The organism is Streptomyces sp. NPDC034103 (assembly GCF_055575395.1).
Genome location: NZ_JBVISS010000008.1, coordinates 385,346 through 403,191, shown reverse-complemented (window position 1 = coordinate 403,191; position 17,846 = coordinate 385,346). Strand labels below are relative to the sequence as shown.

The following is a 17,846-nucleotide window of genomic DNA, read 5'->3' as shown; positions in this document are numbered from 1 at the left end:
TGGCGATCGGATCAGCCGCGCGCGGCGGTGAGGCCCGTAGTGGAATCAAGTGCAGCCCTGGCCGCCGCGACGACGTTCTCGGCGGTGAAGCCGAACTCGGCGAAGAGGGTCTTGGCATCGGCGGAGGCGCCGAAGTGTTCGAGGGAGACGATGCGTCCTGCGTCACCTGTGAACCGGTACCACGTCAGACCGATCCCGGCCTCGATCGCGACCCGTGCTCGCACGGACGGCGGAAGGACGCTGTCGCGGTACTCGCGCGGCTGCTCATCGAACCACTCCACGGACGGCATCGACACCACGCGCGTGGCGACCCCCTCGGCCTCCAGCCGCTCGCGTGCCGCGACGGCGAGCTGCACCTCGGAGCCGGTGGCGATGAGCACCACGTCGGGGGTGTCCTTCGAGGACTCGGCGAGGACGTAACCGCCCTTGGCCGCGTCCGGGTTGGGCGCGTACGTCGGCACGCCCTGCCGGGTGAGGGCCAGGCCGTGCGGGGCCGGCTTGGTGGCGTGCCGCCTGAGGATCTCGGCCCAGGCGATCGCGGTCTCGTTGGCGTCGGCGGGCCGGACGACGTTCAGGCCCGGGATGGCGCGCAGCGAGGCCAGGTGCTCGACCGGCTGGTGGGTGGGGCCGTCCTCGCCGAGACCGACGGAGTCGTGCGTCCACACGTAGGTGACGGGCAGCTGCATCAGCGCGGACATCCGGACGGCGTTGCGCATGTAGTCGGAGAACACCAGGAAGGTGCCGCCGTAGATCCGGGTGTTGCCGTGCAGCGCGATGCCGTTCATCTCCGCGGCCATGGAGAACTCGCGGATGCCGAAGTGGACCGTACGGCCGTACGGGTCAGCCTCGGGCAGCGGGTTGCCGGCCGGCAGGAACGACGAGGTCTTGTCGATGGTCGTGTTGTTGGACCCGGCGAGGTCGGCGGAGCCGCCCCACAGCTCGGGGATCACTGCGCCAAGCGCCTGCAGCACCTTGCCGGACGCGGCGCGGGTGGCGACCGAACCACCCTCCTCGAACACCGGGATCGAGGACTCCCAGCCCTCGGGGAGCTGACCGGCGACCACCCGGTCGAAGAGCGCCGCGCGCTCCGGCTGGGCGTCCCGCCACTCCTGGAGCCGCTTGTCCCAGGCCGCGTGCGCCTCGGCGCCCCGGTCCAGGGCCCGGCGGCTGTGGGCGAGGACCTCGTCGGCCACCTCGAAGGTCTGCTCCGGGTCGAAGCCGAGGACGCGCTTGGTGGCCGCGATCTCGTCCTCGCCGAGGGCGGAGCCGTGGGAGGCCTCGGTGTTCCGGGCGTTCGGCGCGGGCCAGGCGATGATCGTGCGCATCGCGATGATGGACGGCCGCCCGGTCTCGGCCTGCGCGGTCTTGAGCGCGCCGTACAGGGCCGGTACGTCGATGTCGCCGTCCACGGAGGGCTCGACGCGCTGGGTGTGCCAGCCGTAGGCCTCGTACCGCTTCAGGACGTCCTCCGAGAAGGCGGTCGCGGTGTCGCCCTCGATGGAGATGTGGTTGTCGTCGTAGAGGAGGACGAGGTTGCCCAGCCGCTGGTGACCGGCGAGCGAGGAGGCCTCGGCGGAGACGCCCTCCTCCAGGTCGCCGTCGGAGACGATCGCCCAGATGGTGTGGTCGAAGGGGGACTCGCCCTCGGGGGTCTCCGGGTCGAACAGACCGCGCTCGTAGCGGGCGGCCATGGCCATGCCCACGGCGTTGGCGAGGCCCTGCCCGAGCGGCCCGGTGGTGGTCTCGACGCCGGCGGTGTGCCCGTACTCGGGGTGACCGGGCGTCTTGGAGCCGTGCGTGCGGAACGCCTTCAGGTCCTCGAGCCCGAGCTCGTACCCGGCGAGGTAGAGCTGGGTGTAGAGGGTGAGCGAGGTGTGGCCCGGGGACAGGACGAACCGGTCACGGCCGGTCCACTCGGGGTCCGCCGGGTCGTGCCGCATCACCTTCTGAAAGAGCGTGTACGCCGCCGGGGCCAGGGCCATCGCGGTGCCCGGATGCCCGTTCCCGACCTTCTGTACGGCGTCGGCCGCCAGCAGCCGGGCGGTGTCGACGGCACGCCGGTCGAGGTCGGTCCATGGGAGGCGGTCCGGTGTCTGCGTGCTCATCTTCAAGAAGTCCTTGGTGGGAGCGGGTATCTGCTCTGACGTGTTCAAACTTAAAAGTCGGACTTTTACGGGGGAAGGTCGCGGTGTGTCAGCCTGTGGTGAAAGTGGGACACGGAGCACTCCAGGTAGATGGCACGAGAAGGACATGGCGGACAGAACCCCTCAAGGTGTCGACGGCGACGCGATCACAACGTTCCCCTTCCCGGTCGAGCTGAGCGTCGGCGGTGTCGGCATGCAGGTCGGTCCGATGGGCCCGCACCGCACCTGGCATGCCGATGCCCCGCTGCACCGCGTCCATCGCATCGACTTCCATCTCGTGATGTTCTTCGACAAGGGCCCGGTCCGCCACATGATCGACTTCGCCGAGTACGAGGCGTACGCCGGCGACGTGCTGTGGATCCGCCCGGGCCAGGTCCACCGCTTCTCGCAGACCAGCGGGTACCTCGGAACGGTGCTGACCATGCAACCGGGCTTTCTGCCACGGGCGACGGTCGAGGCGACGGGGCTGTACCGCTACGACCTGCCGCCCCTGTTGCACCCCGACGCGGGCCAACTGGCGGGGCTGGGGGCGGCGCTGGCGCAGCTGCGGCGCGAGTACAAGGACACCGCGACCCTGCCCCTCAGCGTGCACACGGCGGTGCTGCGGCACTCCCTGACGGCGTTCCTGCTCCGGCTGGCGCATCTGGCGGCCCACTCGCGGGAGGGGGTCCAGGAGGCGTCGGACACGACGTTCACCCTCTTCCGGGACGCGGTGGAGCGGGACTTCGCGACCAACCACAGCGTCAGCGCGTACGCCGACGCCCTCGGCTACTCCCGCCGCACCCTGGTCCGCGCGGTGCGCGCCGCGACCGGGGAGACCCCGAAGGGGTTCATCGACAAGCGGGTCGTCCTGGAGGCCAAACGGCTCCTCGCGCACACGGACCTGCCGATCGGGCGGGTGGGCGCGGCGGTGGGCTTCCCGGACGCGGCGAACTTCTCCAAGTTCTTCCAACTGCACGCGGGTCAGACCCCGGTGGCCTTCCGGGCGGAACTGCGGTAGGGGCTCCGCCGCCGCGGAGCCCCTCACCGAGAGGGCGGGTCAGTGCCCGAAGGTGAACCAGTTCACGTTCACGAAGTCCGCCGACTGGCCGCTGGTGCCCGCCGCGTCTGTCAGGGGTGCTGGATGGCGGGGGCCGTTGCCAGGAGTCCGGGTGGGCGGGCCGGGGTGCTTGTCAGGGGTTTTGGATGGCGCGGGCCGTTGCCATGAGTCCGGTGGGCAGGCGGGGGTGCCTGTCAGCGGTGCTGGATGGCGCGGGCCGTTGCCACCAGCTCGGCGGGCAGGCCGGGGCCGGCGCAGGCGTGGTCGATCAGCAGGCCCAGGTAGGAGTCGTTCGGCAACTCCGGTGCCAGGGCCATGAGTTCGCTCAGCTCGGCGGGCGAGCCGGTCAGCCGTGCCCGGTAGGCGGCCCCGGCCGCGCGCAGGGTGAGCTCGCTCGGCGCGCACCGCGCTCCCCGGTCGACCATGTCGACCGCCGCGGCGAAGTCGCCCTGCTCGGCGTGGACATCGGCCAGGTCGAGGTGGAGCGACCAGTTGCCCGGGTCCAGGGCGAGAGCGCGCTCGAACGCCGCCACCGTCTCTCCCGGGTCACCGGCCTTGCGCCAGGTCCCCGCACGCACGACCTCCGTCAGCATGACCCGCTCGACGGCGTCCGCCCGGTCGCAGAGCGCGAACGACGCGTCGGTGCGCCCGCAGGCCCGCAACAGGATCGCCATCCTGGCCAGCGCCTCTGCGGCGGGCCGGTCGGCGGCGACCAGGTCGATGGCGTCGAACCAGGGCCGCAGCCGTTCCCGCGTCGGCTCGGTGTCCAGGTCGTGGCCGTAGTCCATGATCCGCATCGCGGCCTCGGCCAGCGCGTCGGCACTCACCACCCCGAGAAAACGCTCGTCCCCGAACCAGGGGGCCCTCGCCCACGCGATGTCGGGCCGCGCACCCGTGACCGACCCGAGCGCCATCGCCGCGTCGTCCATGGAGTTCTCGAGGAAGTCGACGTACGACCGTGCCGTCACCGCACTCAGGGAGTCGGCGCCGCGGACGACCTCGGCCAGCTCCGACGGCTGATCCCGCCACAGCTCGGCGAGGACCGCGTACGGCTGAGGGTCCTCCGGCGCGGAGGCGATGGCCCCCACCAGATGACGCACGGCCGCCTCCGTACTGCCCCCGCAGTGCGCCAACACCCGTGCGAGACCTACTGCGGCAGCCACTTCCCGACTCGACATCGCCCGAGCGTATCCGCCGTGCGGCGCGGTGCGCGGGGGCGGGGGTGGGGGCCGGTGCGCAGCGTCCCGCGGGCGTCGGGTCACGGCCCCACGGCCCCACGGCTCCCGGCCGGGGGTCCCTAGAGCAGGGAGCTCTCGTAGAACCGGTGGCGACGCGTCCCCCAGCCGGTGACCGCGGACGAGGGGGCCCGGGCCCGCCGGACCCCCTCCCGCGCGCTCACACCCGCATCGCTACCTGCGGCTCCGGTGCCCCCTCCTCGCTCGGTCCGAACCGGTCGTGCGCCCGCCGCAGCGGTTTCGGTGCCCACCACGCATGCGCCCCAGCAGCGCCATCGTCGCCGGGACCAGCAGCATCCGTACGATGGTGGCGTCGATCAGGACCGCGAGGGTGAGGCCGAGTCCGATCTGCAGGATGGGCGAGAAGCCGCCCGTCATGAAGGCGCCGAAGACCACGGCCAGCAGCAGGGCCGCGCAGGTGACGACCCGGCCGGAGCGGCGCAGCCCGGTGACCACCGCCTCCCGGTCGTCAGCGCCGCGGCGCCGGGCCTCCCGCATCCGGGCCAGGATGAACAGTTCGTAGTCCATGGCCAGCCCGAACGCGAACGCGATGATCAGCGGCGGCGCCGTCAGGCTCAGCGCGCCCAGGCCCTCCGCGCCCAGCAGACCCGCCAGATGGCCGTCCTGGAAGACCCACACCACCATGCCCAGCGCGGCACCCAGACTGCGGCGACCGGCGCGAGCCGGAACTGGGCGGACATGGGCGGCTCCTCGGGGCAAGGGCCGTACCAGTATCACGAGGGGGGACGGGCCCGGCCTCGCCGGTGCGAGGGATATCCGGGACGACTGCGGCCACCGCCACCGCAACCGCCTGCCTCCTACCGCCCGGCGTCAACCGCCCACCGCCCACCGCCCGGCGTCAACCGTCCACCGACGGACGCCACCCCAGCGCCCGCGATATCCCCCGGGCCGCCACCTGCACCGCCGGCACCAGCACCGGTACCTGGGCGTCGGCGTGGGGCACCACGATCGAGGCGGCCGCCCGCACCACCCCGCCCGTGCCGCGCACGGGGGCCGCCACCGAGAGCGCGTCGTCGGTGACCTGGCGGTCGCTGACCGCCACCCCCGTGCGCCGGACGTCGGCCAGCACGCGGCGCAGGCGGGCCGGATCGGTGAGGGTGTAGGGGGTGAAGGCGGTCAACGGGCCCGCGCAGTACCGTTCCTGGAACTCCGGGGTCTCGTGGGCGAGCAGCGCGAGGCCGACGCCGGTGGCGTGCAGGGGCCAGCGGGCGCCGACGCGGATGTGCACGCCGACCGACGAACGCCCCGAGAGCCACTCGATGTAGACGACGTCGGTGCCGTCGCGCACGGCCAACTGCACGTTCTCGTGGGTGGCTTCGTACAGGTCCTCCAGGTACGGCAGGGCGATCTGCCGCAGTGCGAGGCCGCGCGGGGCGAGGGCGGCGACCTCCCACAGCCGCAGCCCGACGTGGTACACGCCTGACTCGTCCCGCTCCAGGGCGCCCCAGTCGGTCAGGGCGCCCACGAGCCGGTGCGCGGTGGTCAGGGTCAGCCCCGCCCGCCGGCTGATGTCCGACAGGCTCAGGGCCGGGTGTTCGAGGTCGAACGCGGCGAGCACGGACAGCAGTCGGTCGGGCGCGGTGGGGGTGCCCCCGCGCGAGCGGAGTCGGGAGGGGGGAAGGACGGTCATGGCCGGGCGTCTCCCGGGTGCGCGAGGTCGTAGGGGCGGGGGTAGGACGCGGGCCGGTGACGCACGTACCGCGGTGCGCTCGACGGATCCGCCTGTGCGGAGCGCGAGTTGAGAGCCGCGGGCGAGGCGTCCCAGCGGCCGGTGTCCAGGCGGTGCTCCAGGGTGTGCAGGGCGCCGATCATCTCACCGGTGGTGAAGGTGCAGTGGCCGGGGCCGTCGACGTAGGCCTGGCTCAGGAGCCTGCCGGAGCCCGCCGCCGTGGCGGTCCGCCGGTAGGCGCTCTCGGCCTGGACGGGTATCAGCGCGTCGCCGGTGGTGTGGATGTCGAGCTGGGGGTCGGTCAGGCGGCCCGAGAGCGCGCTGGTCCGCCGCATCCACCGTACGGCGGAGGGGTCGGCGGAGATCCGCGGAGCGCTGTCGAGGGTCCCCAGGTCGGCGCGCAGGGAAAGCCTGGCCTCCTTGTAGAGCTCCGTCACCTCTTTGTACAGCGGGGAGCGGGCGAGCATCGCCCGGTAGTCGACGCCGGTGTTCCAGGACATGTTGCCGCCGGCGCGGCTCTCGGCCTCCTGCCGCCAGCTGAAGGCGGGCCACTGCAACAGGCCCGTGACCGCCGCGTACTGGTTGGCCTGCTGGGCGTCCCGGTCGGTGGGGGCGGGCTCGGTCTGGGCGGGGTCGTTGTAGCCGGGGATGTCGTGCAGGGCGGCGGCGAGCGCGATACGGGCCCGGCCCTCGGGGGTCCGCTGGGCCTCGGCGGCCTTCGTCGTGAGGGCGTTCGCGGCCGTGACCGCGGCCGACTGGTCGGCGAAATCGGTGAGGGGGATGTCCGCGTCCGGGGCGAGCAGGGTCTTGAGCGCGAACACCGGGTCCAGTGTGCTGTTCCAGTTCGCGACACCGCCCTGCACGAGTCCGCACATGGACAGCGAACCGTCGAAGCGGTCGGCGTGCCGCTCGGCGAGCGTGGTGGTGACGAGACCGCCGTAGGAGGTGCCCCAGGCGATCGTCCGCTCGGCCGCGCCGAACGTCGCGGTGAACAGGTCCAGCGTGGCCAGTTGGTCCGGCACGGCGTCGGTGATCGCCCAGCCGTTCGTCGCGTACGAGGAGCCGATGAGCGCGTAGCCCTCGTCGAGGAGGTCGGTCGAGGTGGCCGAACCGGGCGCGTTCTGCGCGGCGACGGGGGCCGCCGCCGGTCGGTAGCCGTGGCTGTACAGCAGCACGGTGCCGTTCCAGTCGGCGGGCACGTCCATCACGTACGTGGCGCCTGAGGGGAGTCGGCCCTCCAGGTGGCTGTCCGTGGCGGCGTCGGCCTGCGCGGGGAGGGCGGTGGCCGCACACAGCGTGACGGCCAGCAGGGTGAGCGCGGTGGGGGTTCTCGACACGGGGTCCCTTCCGATGCGGGGGGCGGGGGTGCGGGACCCGAGTGAAGCTAGGCAAGACGCATGCCGCCGTCAATCACTTGCACAACATCAGCTGAGTCCGTCCTCCGCGATCCGCAGCAGCAGCCCGTGCAGCGCCTCCCGCTCGGCCTCGTCCAGTGGGCCCAGGAGGTCGTTGGTCACCCGCAGGCCCGCCTCGTCGGTGTCGCGCAGGAAGGCGCGGCCGTGCTCGGTCAGGGCGACGATCCGGCTGCGGCGGTCGTCGGGGGAGGGGCGGCGCTCGGCGAAGCCCAGCTTCTCCAGGTCGTCCACCAGGCCGACGATCGCGCTCGGGTCGTAGCCGAGCCGGTTGCTCAGTTCGCGCTGGAGCGCGCCCTCGCAGCCCGCCAGGAAGCGCAGCACCGCGTAGTGGCGCAGACGCAGCCCCGACGCCTGGAGGAACGTGTTGAACAGCTGACCCGAGCGCAGGCCCAGCCGGTACAGCAGATAGCCCGTGTCGGCGTGCAGCCCGCGCATCCACGGCTCGTCCGCGTCGATCGGGTTCGGGTCGGTGACGTGCTGGCGTGTGATGGCGGGCTCCCTGGGTCGGACTGTCGTGCAGATTCCAGCATGACGTACCCGAAGGTCACCAACAACTATTGACGTCAACAATTATTGCTCTTAGCTTCGATCTCGGCAGCGGCGCCCTGAGCGGCGCCCGCACCACCCGCATCAGCTCGTGAAGGGACCTCCCCCGTGCCCAGCATCGATCTCTCCGGCAAGGTCGCCGTCGTCACCGGCAGCGGCCGGGGCCTCGGCCTGGCCTATGCGCACGCCCTCGCCGCCCACGGCGCGTCCGTGGTCGTCAACGACGTCGACGAGGCGGTGGCCGAGGCGGCCGTGAAGTCCATCGCCGACGCGGGCGGCACGGCCGTCGCCGAGGTCGTCGCCGTCGGTACCACCGAGGCCGCAGAGCGGCTCGTGAACCGGGCCGTCGCGGAGTTCGGGCGGATCGACGTCCTGGTCACCAACGCGGGCATCCTGCGCGACAAGGTGCTGTGGAAGATGACCGACGACGACTTCGACGCGGTGATCACCACCCACCTCAAGGGCACCTTCACCTGCGCCCGCGCCGCCGCCGTCCGGATGCGCGAGCAGGGTGAGGGCGGCTCCCTGATCCTGGTCGGCTCCCCGGCCGGACAGCGCGGCAACTTCGGCCAGACCAACTACGCCGCCGCCAAGGCCGGCATCGCCGCCTTCGCCCGCACCTGGTCCATGGAACTGGGCCGCGCCGGCATCACCGTCAACGCGATCGTCCCGGTCGCCGCGACCGCGATGACCGAGACCATCCCCGCCTTCGCCCCGTACATCGAGGCCATGAAGAACGGTGAGCCGCTCCCGGACTTCCTCCGCAAGGGCGAGGGCTTCGGCACCCCCGAGGACTGCGCGGCCCTCGTCCCCTTCCTCGCCTCCGAGGCCGCGCGGAACATCACAGGTCAGGCCATCGGCATCGGCGGCGACAAGGTGGCACTCTGGTCGCACCCGCAGGAGATCCGGGCGGCCTACGCCGACGGCGGCTGGACCCCCGACACGCTCGCCGACGCCTTCCCCACCTCCGTCGGCGCCGAACTCCAGTCCGTCGGCATCCCGGCGCCGAAGCTTCCGGAGGCGTGATGGACCTGAACGACCTCGTCGCCATCGACGTGCACACCCACGCGGAGGTCTCCTCCCAGGGCCACTCCTCCCTGGACGACGACCTGCACGACGCCTCCTCCGCCTACTTCAAGGTCGAGGGCAAGCGGAAGCCGACGATCGAGGAGACGGCCGCCTACTACCGCGAGCGGAAGATGGCCGCCGTGATCTTCACGGTGGACGCCGAGTCCGCGACCGGCACCGCGCCCGTCCCCAACGAGGAGGTCGCCGAGGCCGCGGCCGCCAACGCCGACGTCCTCATCCCCTTCGCCTCCATCGACCCCTTCCGGGGGAAGGCGGGCGTCAGGCAGGCCCGCCGCCTGGTCGAGGAGTACGGGGTGAAGGGCTTCAAGTTCCACCCCAGCATCCAGGGCTTCTTCCCCAACGACCGCGCGGTGGCGTACGACCTGTACGAGGTCATCGAGGAGACGGGCACGATCGCCCTCTTCCACACCGGTCAGACGGGCATCGGCGCCGGCGTCCCGGGAGGCGGGGGGATCCGGCTGAAGTACTCCAACCCCCTGCACGTGGACGACGTCTCCGCCGACTTCCCGCATATGAAGATCATCCTGGCGCACCCGTCCTTCCCCTGGCAGGACGAGGCCCTCGCCGTCGCCACCCACAAGCCGGGCGTGCACATCGACCTGTCCGGCTGGTCGCCGAAGTACTTCCCGCCACAGCTGGTGCAGTACGCCAACACCCTGCTCAAGGACAAGGTCCTCTTCGGCTCCGACTTCCCCGTCCTCACCCCCGACCGCTGGCTCGCCGACTTCGAGAAGCTGTCGATCAAGGACGAGGTCAAGCCGAAGATCCTCAAGGAGAACGCCGCCCGACTGCTCGGGCTGACGAAGCCGTAAGGGGCCCCGCATGCGCAACGAGGGACTGGGGTCGTGGCCCGCACGCCGGGCCCGCAAGACCCCGCACCGCACGGCCCTGGTCCACGGCGAGCAGTCGACGGACTACCGCACCCTGTACGCGCGCACCACGCGCCTGGCCCACGCCCTGCGCGCGAGGGGCGTGCGCCGCGGCGACCGAATCGCCTACCTCGGCCCCAACCACCCCTCCTACCTGGAGACCCTGTTCGCGGCCGGCACCCTCGGCGCGGTCTTCGTCCCGCTCAACACCCGCCTGGCGGGCCCCGAGATCGCCTACCAGCTCGCCGACTCCGGCGCCAAGGCCCTCGTCCACGGCCCCTCGCACACGGGCCTGGTCGCCGGGCTGCCGGGCAACACCGACGTACGGATCTACGTCGAGGTCGGCGCCGAGTACGAGGACGTACTGGCGTCGGCCGCCACCGAGGCCATCGACGAGCCGGTCACCCCCGACGACACCTGCATCATCATGTACACCTCGGGCACGACCGGCCGCCCCAAGGGCGCCATGCTCACCCACGGCAACCTCACCTGGAACGCGATCAACGTCCTCGTCGACACCGACCTCGTCGCCGACGAACGCGCCCTGGTCTCCGCCCCGTTGTTCCACACGGCCGGGCTGAACATGCTGACCCTGCCGGTGCTGCTCAAGGGCGGCGCCTGCGTCCTGGTCGAGGCCTTCGACCCGGCGGCCACCCTCGACCTGATCGAACGACACCGCATCACCTTCATGTTCGGGGTGCCGACCATGTTCGAGCAGGTGGCCCGGCACCCCCGCTGGGCCGACGCCGACCTGTCCAGCCTGCGGATCCTCACCTGCGGCGGCTCCCCGGTCCCGACCCCGCTCATCGCCGCGTACCAGGAGCGCGGCCTGACCTTCCTCCAGGGCTACGGCATGACGGAGGCGAGCCCCGGGACGCTGTTCCTCGACGCCGAGCACGCCCTCGACAAGGCGGGCTCGGCGGGCGTGCCGCACTTCTTCAGCGACGTACGGGTCGTCCGGCCCGACCTCGCCCCCGCCGACGTCGGCGAGACCGGCGAGGTGCACGTCCGAGGACCGCATGTCATGCCCGGCTACTGGGGGCTCCCCGAGGAGAGCGCCGCCTGCTTCGCGGACGGCTGGTTCCGCAGCGGGGACGCGGCCCGGGTCGACGACGACGGTTACGTGTACATCGTCGACCGCATCAAGGACATGATCATCTCGGGTGGGGAGAACGTCTATCCCGCCGAGATCGAGGATCTGCTCCTCGGCCACCCGGACATCGTCGAGTGCGCGGTCATCGGCGTGGCCGACGACAAGTGGGGCGAGGTGCCGCGCGCGGTCGTCGTGCCCCGCGAGGGCGCCTCGCTCGACGCCGACGAGGTCCTGGCCTCCCTCTCCGGCCGCCTCGCCAAGTACAAGATCCCGAAGTCGGTGGTGATCGCGGACGAGTTGCCGCGCACCGCCTCCGGGAAGCTCCTCAAGTCCCGTGTCCGTACCCGCTACGGCAACAGTGAAGGAACCTCATGAGCATCACCGTGAACGGCATCGACGAACTCAAGAAGCTGGCGGGCAGCGATCTCGGCGTCAGTGAGTGGATCGAGGTCACGCAGGAGCGCGTCAACACCTTCGCCGACGCCACGGGCGACCACCAGTGGATCCACGTCGACCCCGTGAGGGCCGCCGAGGGACCGTTCGGGGCGCCCATCGCCCACGGCTATCTCACCCTCGCCCTCTTCATCCCGCTGTTCACCGAGCTCCTCGACGTCCAGGGGGTGACGACGAAAGTCAACTACGGCCTGAACAAGGTGCGCTTCCCCGCCCCCGTGAAGGTCGGCTCGCGCATCCGGCTGGTCGGCAGGCTGGCCGAGGTCGAGGACGTGCCGGGCGGGGTGCAGATCACGGTCGACGGCACGATCGAGATCGAGGGCGGGGCCAAGCCGGCGGCCGTCCTGCAGAGCCTGTCCCGCTTCTACGCCTGAGCGTCGGGGACGAGATCGAGAAGGCGTTCCGCGGAGGCCGTCGCGAGCGGGGTGAGCCGCTCGTGGACCGCCCGGAACGTCTTCTCCGCCTGCTCGGCCGGCCAGTCGTCCGGCAGATGCCTGACCGGCAGCCGCGGATCTCGGCGGATCACCCGCAGCCACTCCGCCTGCAACAGCAACCGCCGTGCCAGCGCCTCGCCGGGCTCCGGGCCCCGGGCCTCCCACGGCTGCCAGCGCCGTACGAACTGCTCGTAGCGCTCGGCCAGTTCGGCCAGCTCCCAGGTCTCCTCGATCATCGCGCCGATGTCCATGCCGACGTCGGCGTGCGCGCGGAAGACCTTCACATGCGCCGACAGCCCCAGCTCACCGACGAGTTCGGCCACGTCGACCTCGCCGGGCGCGATCCACAGACCGCTGAACAGCGGGCCGAACCCGCTCCAGGTGAGCTTGGAGCGCAGGTCGTGGCGCTGGCGCTGCCAGGACTCGGGCAGGGAGAAGCCGAGCAGCGTCCAGGTGCCGTCCCACTGCCGGTTGACGGCGCCGGTCTGCCAGATGCGCCGTTCGCCGTCGCGCAGGACGGCCGTCGAGTGCTCGGTCAGCCCGAAGTACATCCGCCGGCCCTCGCGCTGGCGGCGCAGCAGACCGCGGTTCACCATCCGGGTCAGCGTGGAGCGGGTCGCCTGCTCGCCGACGCCGACGCGGGCGAAGACGTCGATGACACTGCCCGAGTACACACAGACGTCCCGCCCGAGCACCTGATCGCCCAGGAACGTCAGCATGAGGGACTGCGGCCGCAGCGACTCTTCCGTGGTCACGCGGCCACCGTACCTCGCCCCGATCAGCCGGTGACCTGCCGGTACGAGGACACGGCCGCGACGACCGCGCACGCGCCCGGGGGGATCACCAGGTGGCGCTCCCCGGGTCGTGGTCGACGCCCTCGGTCTGCCGGGAGCCGTCCGCCCGACCGGCGGGACCCTGCCGCGACGCCCCGTCACCGGGCCCCTGCCACGTCGACGAACACCGGGTTGGAGTAGAACCAGGTGTCCGCCCACGGGTCGCCGTCGCCGGGCTCGTGCGGGAGCGGCCCGTTCGGGTCGACCGAGGCGCCGAGGAGGCCCGCGCCATGACGGTTGCCGTCGCTGCCGCGCAGCCGGACGTAGAAGGACTCGTCGCCGACGGTCAGCGGGACGCGCAGGGTGTACGTCCCCTCGCGGCCCGACACGTCCCACGTCTGGACGACCCGGGTGTCCGGTGCCTGCCAGGAGTCCCGGTCGGTCACCGGGCCGCGCACGGCGCCCCGGATCACGTCGACGTGGGCCGGCTCGGGCAGGATGCCCTCCGGGTTGGGGCGGGAGGCGGTCGTGACGGTGACGTACAGGCTGATCCGCTCGCCCTCGCGGACCCGTAGCCGGCCGCCCAGCGTGACGCCCCGTCCGGCGTCGTGGTCCCGCTTGACCCGTACGTCGAGCCCGTCCAGCAGATGCCCGTGGTCCAGCCAGACGCGGCCCGCGCGCAGGCCCGCCATGACCGCGCGGTAGCCGTAGCGGGTGACGCCGACGTGGGTGCGGCTGAACTGGCCGGGCCAGAAGTCGCTGCCCGGCTGCGGGGTGTCGGTGTTCACCGGGTCGGGGAGCCTGCCGGTGGTGTCGAAGTTCTGGCCGGCCGGCCAGTCGCCGTTCTTCCAGGTGTCGAGGACGGTCCGGTGGTTGTCGGAGTTGGTGGTGATCGAGAACAGCCTGCCCTCGGCCAGCATCGAGTCCCACAGCCCGCCGACGGTCGCCGTGGCCCAGTCGAACCCGCCGTAGGTGAGGTAGGCGTCCGCCGGATAGCCGGGCCAGGACTGCGCGGACGGCTTGTTCTCGTACTCGCCGCGGACCGAGGTCGCACCGCGCAGGCCGGGGATGGCGGCGCCCTGGGCACCGGGTGCGCCCTCCATGCCGATCATGATCTCGGGGGCCGCGTCGCGCCAGGCGCGCATCTCGTGCGGGGAGTCGATGCCGAGGCGCAGCGGGTGGTTGGCGAGCACGAGGACGTCGTCCACGTACCCCGAACGGCGTTGTTCCGCCAGCCACTTGATCGCCCTGACGGCATGGGCCTCGTTGCGGGCCGTGTCGGTCGCACCGGCCGAGCCCTCGGTGTAGCCCAGCAGCTTGCCGTCATAGGCGAGCTCGAACCGGGTGAGCAGGTCCACCTCGTGGGGGCCGGGTGCCGCGAACACCGTGCCGTGCTCGGCGGCCGGGATGTACCACTCCAGCCCCTGGAAGATCAGCTGACGCGGGTTCTCCGCACGGGCCTTGAGGATCTCCCGGTGCTCCAGCCTCGCACCGTGGGATGCGTGCCCGAAGTTGGCGTGCTCGTTGAACACCATCCAGTCCAGGCCGTACCGGGCGGCGGCCCTCGCCTGCTGGGAGAACGTGTACTTGGCGTCGTGGCTGTAGACGGAGTGGACGTGGTGGTCGCCCACGAGGTACGCCAGCCGCGGGTCGTCGCCGCCGGGGTGCCGCGGGGAGGCGGTGGCGGGCACGGCGGCCGGGCCGAGGGTGAAGGCGGCGCCGAACAGGCCCGCGCGGCGCAGGAGTCCACGCCGGGAGAGGCCCTGCGGATCGAGCGCCGAGGGGGAGACGGACGGGTCGGCCCAGTCGGGCAACTGCTGCTCGGGCATGGTGATCCTCGCGAAGGGGGTCAGTGCGTCATGAAGGAGGTGACGGGCAGCGCCCGTTCGACGACGCGGACGTCGCCGAGGCGCCCGTGCAGGATCTGGTCGATCTTCCCCGCGTACTCGTAGCCGCCCAGCAGCCACGGCAGCCCGACCGAGGTGATGCCGATCGAGGTGGCCCTCGGGTTGCGCACCACCGGGCAGCCCTCGACATACAGCGTGGTGTGCCTGCCGTCGTTGACGACCGCGAGATGCCACCAGGTCTCCAGCGGCGTCTCCTGGCCCCAGTTGGTGGCGATGCCCTCCTGGTTGAGCGGCCGCATCGCCCACTGCGGCTCACGGTCGTTGGACAGCGACAGCGTGGCCAGCGGCTCGTCGGGGTCGTCGCCCGTCTTGCCCGCGGCGCCGCCCGTGCCGGTGCGGCTGACGATGCCGGACCAGGCATGGTGGGCGGGGTCCCAGTCGGCGGGGAGGCGGTAGAAGGCCTCGATGGTGTAACCGGACCTGAAGGTCGCCGAGTTGAGCGGAGCCCCGTCGACGGTACGAAGACAGGCGCCCTTGAGCGGGGACTTGTCACCCTGGAACTCCAGGCTGCCGTGCCCGGGCTGGTCGGGGTGGTGGTCGGGCGACCAGCCGAGGGTGCCGCCGCCGACCCGCACGAGGGAGAGGTCGTTGCCGCGCCCCGACAGGTCGCGCACGGTGTCGGTGACGGCGCTGTCGAAGCGCCAGTAGGCCACCGTGCCCGGGATCAGCATCCGGGACACCGGCCGCTCCGCCCGTACGGGCACCGGGTCGAAGCCGGCGAAGCGGTCGGCGAAGTCGACCTCGACCGTGAACCGGTCGGCGTCCCCGCTGAGTTCGATCTCCTGCCGCTCCAGCTCGTTGAGGCCCTTCCCGGCCCGGCCGAGGATCCACGGCGAGACGGTCTCGACGTCGATGACGTTCCGGTCGAGGTCGAAGCGGTACAGGCGGATCATCGCCGCACCGCCGAAGTAGCGGTTCTGGTAGTTCGTCAGGTGGAGGTGGACGTCATGTCCCGCCGCGTTCTGGCGGGTCGCGCGGGCGGCGGGCCAGTAGTGGCCGCCGAGGGCGAGGAAGATCTGGTCGTGGTCCTCGATCAGCCGGTCCCACAGCTGCTGACCGTAGGCCGACAGGGTGTCGTCCTCTACTACCAGTTCGTGGGTGGTGAGGATGACGGGCGTCCTCGGGTGCCGCGCCAGGACGTCCTTCGCCCAGGCGTACCCCTTCGCCGACAGCCGCCAGTCCAGTGCCAGGACCATCCACGCGCGGCCCGCGGCCGTGAAGAGGTGGAAGGTGTTGTAGCCGTCGGAAGAGGCGCCGCCGAAGGTCGACCTGCCCTGGAACCGGGCCGGCCCGAAGGCGTCCAGGTACGGCGTCGAGCCGCGCTGGTCGTCCGTCGAGGATTTCACGTCGTGATTGCCGGCCAGGACGCTGTAGCCGACCCCGCGCCGGTCCAGCAGCCGGAACGCCTCGCTGATCGCGGTGACCTCGGCGGCCGCGCCGTTCTGCGTGAGGTCGCCGAGGTGCGACAGGAAGACGAGGTTCTCGTCCTCGCCGTGCTCCAGCAGATAGCGCAGGGACGCCTCGACGGGCGCCTTGTCGATGCTCGGTCCGTCGAAGAGGTACTGCGTGTCGGGCATCACCGCGAGGGTGAAGCGCCGGCTGTCGGTGTCGGGCCGCCAACGGCCCTGTGCGGCGGCCTCGGCGACGCTCGGCAGTGCGACCCCGGCTGTGGCGGCGGCACCGATCAGCGCGGTCGCTCGCAGGAAGCCACGGCGTCCCGCGTCCGCCTGGGCATGCTCGGACCCGTGTTCAGGCAAAGTGCACACGTACGCTCCGTAAAGGGGTGAAAAGCAGGGGGAGTTCAGAGAGTGCGCAGGGTCCAGCTCCAGCGGTGGACGCCCGGTGCGACGCGAGGGAAGGGGGAGGTGCCGGGGCCGCACGACGCCGTGCCGAGCCCCCGGTGCGCCGCGTCGAGGTGCACCACGCACCCGGCGCGCGGCACCAGTTGGTCGTGAGGGGCGGCGGAGGTGAGGTCCGCGGCCCGGTAGCGGGTCACGGAGACCTGGCGCGGCTCGTCGAGCACGACCGTCAGCCCGGTCGCGTCCGGCGCCGACAGCGTGAAGCGCCGTACGCCGTGGCGACCGTCGCCCTCCTGCGGACGCGGACAGGGGGTGGACAACGCGTCGGCCGGCACGGAGTGATGGCCCACGGGCGCGCCCGCGCTCCGGTCGGGGTACGACTCCCAGGGCCCCTGCCCGAACCACTCCAGCAGGTCCAGGCCCGCCACCGTCTCGAACACCGACCCGATCCGCGCCACGTCGTCGAACTCCGACGGCAGCTCGGCCTCCTCCTCGACCCGGACCCCGTCCTCGACGGCCGTCAGGACGGGTTCCTGCAGTCGTGCCTGCGGTACGGGAGCGGGTTCCTGCAGTCGTGCCTGCGGTACCGGAGCGGGTTCCTGCAGTCGTGCCTGCGGTACCGGAGCGGGTTCCCGCAACCGTGCCTGCGGTACCGGAGCGGACACCCGCAGCCGTACCTGCGGCAGACACACCACCGTGCCCCGCGGCGCCCACGCCTCGTCCCGCGCGGTCGTCACCCGTAGCGTCAGCCAGGCCTCGCCGCCGTCGCGCGGCACCTCGAAGGGCAGCGGCACGACCGCGCTCTCGCCCGGCCGCAGCGCGGGCAGCTCGGCAGGCGCGGTCAGCGTGCCGCCGTCGGCCGGCGCCAGCCGCCACTCACCGGCCAGCCAGTCCAGGCCGCGAAAGCGCTGGTGGTTGCCGAGCACGATGCCCTCGTGCCGGAAACACTCGATGCGCACCGGCGCCGCGATCTCCTGGTGCCCGTACATCACCGGCTCGGGCGTGCGGTCCGGGAGGACGACACCGTCGGCGATGAACGCGCCCTCGTGAATCGTCTCGCCGAAGCCGCCGCCGTACGCCCCGTGATGGCCGGGCGCGGCGACACCGCTGTCATGGAGCCCGGCGCCCCCACGCCCGACCGGTCTTCCGTCGTTCACACGCTGGAGGATGCCGTGGTCCCAGAACTCCCGGATGAACCCGTCCTGAAGACCTGGCGTGGACTCGATGGCCGCCCAACGCGTGAGGGTGCCGTTGCTGTCGCCTACGGCGTGCGCGTACTCGGACTGGTTGAGCGGCCGGGTCCGCTGGTCGACGGCGGTCATGGGCGACCGCCCCCAGGAGGTCACCTCGGGTCCCTCCC

At 72.0% G+C, this 17,846-nt stretch carries 13 protein-coding genes and 2 pseudogenes; 5 read left to right on the top strand and 10 right to left on the bottom strand.

Annotated elements, in window-relative coordinates; translation table 11 throughout:
- Positions 1–11 precede the first annotated feature (11 nt).
- Positions 12–2,105 carry a transketolase gene (gene tkt, locus ACZ56U_RS20340; protein ID WP_469085384.1) on the bottom strand — a complete coding sequence of 698 codons (2,094 nt, stop codon included), beginning with the start codon at positions 2,103–2,105 and terminating at the stop codon, positions 12–14.
- A 145-nt stretch (positions 2,106–2,250) separates the two neighbouring features.
- On the opposite strand from tkt, the gene ACZ56U_RS20335 reads away from it, so the two are divergent.
- On the top strand, positions 2,251–3,144 hold the full coding sequence (locus ACZ56U_RS20335) for a helix-turn-helix domain-containing protein (protein WP_469085383.1): 894 nt from the start codon (positions 2,251–2,253) through the stop codon (positions 3,142–3,144).
- A gap of 233 nt (positions 3,145–3,377) precedes the next feature.
- On the opposite strand, the gene ACZ56U_RS20330 is transcribed toward ACZ56U_RS20335, so the two are convergent.
- From ACZ56U_RS20330 to ACZ56U_RS20310, 5 genes and pseudogenes are all read right to left on the bottom strand, one after another.
- Complete coding sequence (locus ACZ56U_RS20330) at positions 3,378–4,283, bottom strand: tetratricopeptide repeat protein (protein ID WP_469085382.1); 906 nt, start codon at positions 4,281–4,283, stop codon at positions 3,378–3,380.
- A 295-nt stretch (positions 4,284–4,578) separates the two neighbouring features.
- A pseudogene (locus ACZ56U_RS20325) lies at positions 4,579–5,084 on the bottom strand (MMPL family transporter); the annotation flags it as partial.
- A gap of 193 nt (positions 5,085–5,277) precedes the next feature.
- Positions 5,278–6,069, bottom strand: coding sequence for an IclR family transcriptional regulator (locus ACZ56U_RS20320; protein ID WP_469085381.1), 792 nt, complete (start codon positions 6,067–6,069; stop codon positions 5,278–5,280).
- Entirely contained in the window at positions 6,066–7,445 is a 1,380-nt protein-coding gene (locus ACZ56U_RS20315) for an alpha/beta fold hydrolase (protein WP_469085380.1), read from the bottom strand. Before ACZ56U_RS20315 ends, ACZ56U_RS20320 begins: the two co-directional genes overlap by 4 nt.
- 87 nt (positions 7,446–7,532) lie before the next feature.
- A complete protein-coding gene (locus tag ACZ56U_RS20310; RefSeq protein WP_469085379.1) occupies positions 7,533–7,958 on the bottom strand; it encodes a MarR family winged helix-turn-helix transcriptional regulator in 426 nt (141 codons plus the stop codon).
- 219 nt (positions 7,959–8,177) lie between these two features.
- Between ACZ56U_RS20310 and ACZ56U_RS20305 the strand changes: the two genes are divergently transcribed.
- Genes ACZ56U_RS20305 through ACZ56U_RS20290 form a run of 4 tightly spaced genes read left to right on the top strand, consistent with a single transcriptional unit; the run spans position 8,178 to position 11,947 of the window.
- Positions 8,178–9,095, top strand: coding sequence for an SDR family oxidoreductase (locus tag ACZ56U_RS20305; protein WP_469085378.1), 918 nt, complete (start codon positions 8,178–8,180; stop codon positions 9,093–9,095).
- Positions 9,095–9,970 (top strand): amidohydrolase family protein, encoded by an 876-nt coding sequence (locus ACZ56U_RS20300; protein WP_469085377.1) that lies wholly within the window; start codon positions 9,095–9,097, stop codon positions 9,968–9,970. Before ACZ56U_RS20305 ends, ACZ56U_RS20300 begins: the two co-directional genes overlap by 1 nt.
- Positions 9,971–9,980: 10 nt before the next feature.
- On the top strand, positions 9,981–11,495 hold the full coding sequence (locus ACZ56U_RS20295) for an acyl-CoA synthetase (protein ID WP_469085376.1): 1,515 nt from the start codon (positions 9,981–9,983) through the stop codon (positions 11,493–11,495).
- Complete coding sequence (locus tag ACZ56U_RS20290) at positions 11,492–11,947, top strand: MaoC family dehydratase (RefSeq protein WP_469085375.1); 456 nt, start codon at positions 11,492–11,494, stop codon at positions 11,945–11,947. Before ACZ56U_RS20295 ends, ACZ56U_RS20290 begins: the two co-directional genes overlap by 4 nt.
- Here ACZ56U_RS20290 and ACZ56U_RS20285 read toward each other — a convergent pair.
- The 4 genes and pseudogenes from ACZ56U_RS20285 to ACZ56U_RS20270 form a co-directional block, all read right to left on the bottom strand.
- Complete coding sequence (locus ACZ56U_RS20285) at positions 11,938–12,762, bottom strand: PaaX family transcriptional regulator (protein WP_469085374.1); 825 nt, start codon at positions 12,760–12,762, stop codon at positions 11,938–11,940. The two genes, ACZ56U_RS20290 and ACZ56U_RS20285, sit on opposite strands and share 10 nt — an antisense overlap.
- A 176-nt stretch (positions 12,763–12,938) precedes the next feature.
- Positions 12,939–14,609 (bottom strand): histidinol-phosphatase, encoded by a 1,671-nt coding sequence (locus ACZ56U_RS20280; protein ID WP_469085373.1) that lies wholly within the window; start codon positions 14,607–14,609, stop codon positions 12,939–12,941.
- 20 nt (positions 14,610–14,629) lie between these two features.
- Entirely contained in the window at positions 14,630–16,453 is a 1,824-nt protein-coding gene (locus tag ACZ56U_RS20275; RefSeq protein ID WP_469085372.1) for a LamG-like jellyroll fold domain-containing protein, read from the bottom strand.
- A 35-nt stretch (positions 16,454–16,488) separates the two neighbouring features.
- Positions 16,489–17,793 (bottom strand): annotated as a pseudogene (locus ACZ56U_RS20270) (beta-galactosidase small subunit-related protein); the annotation flags it as partial.
- Positions 17,794–17,846 lie beyond the last annotated feature (53 nt).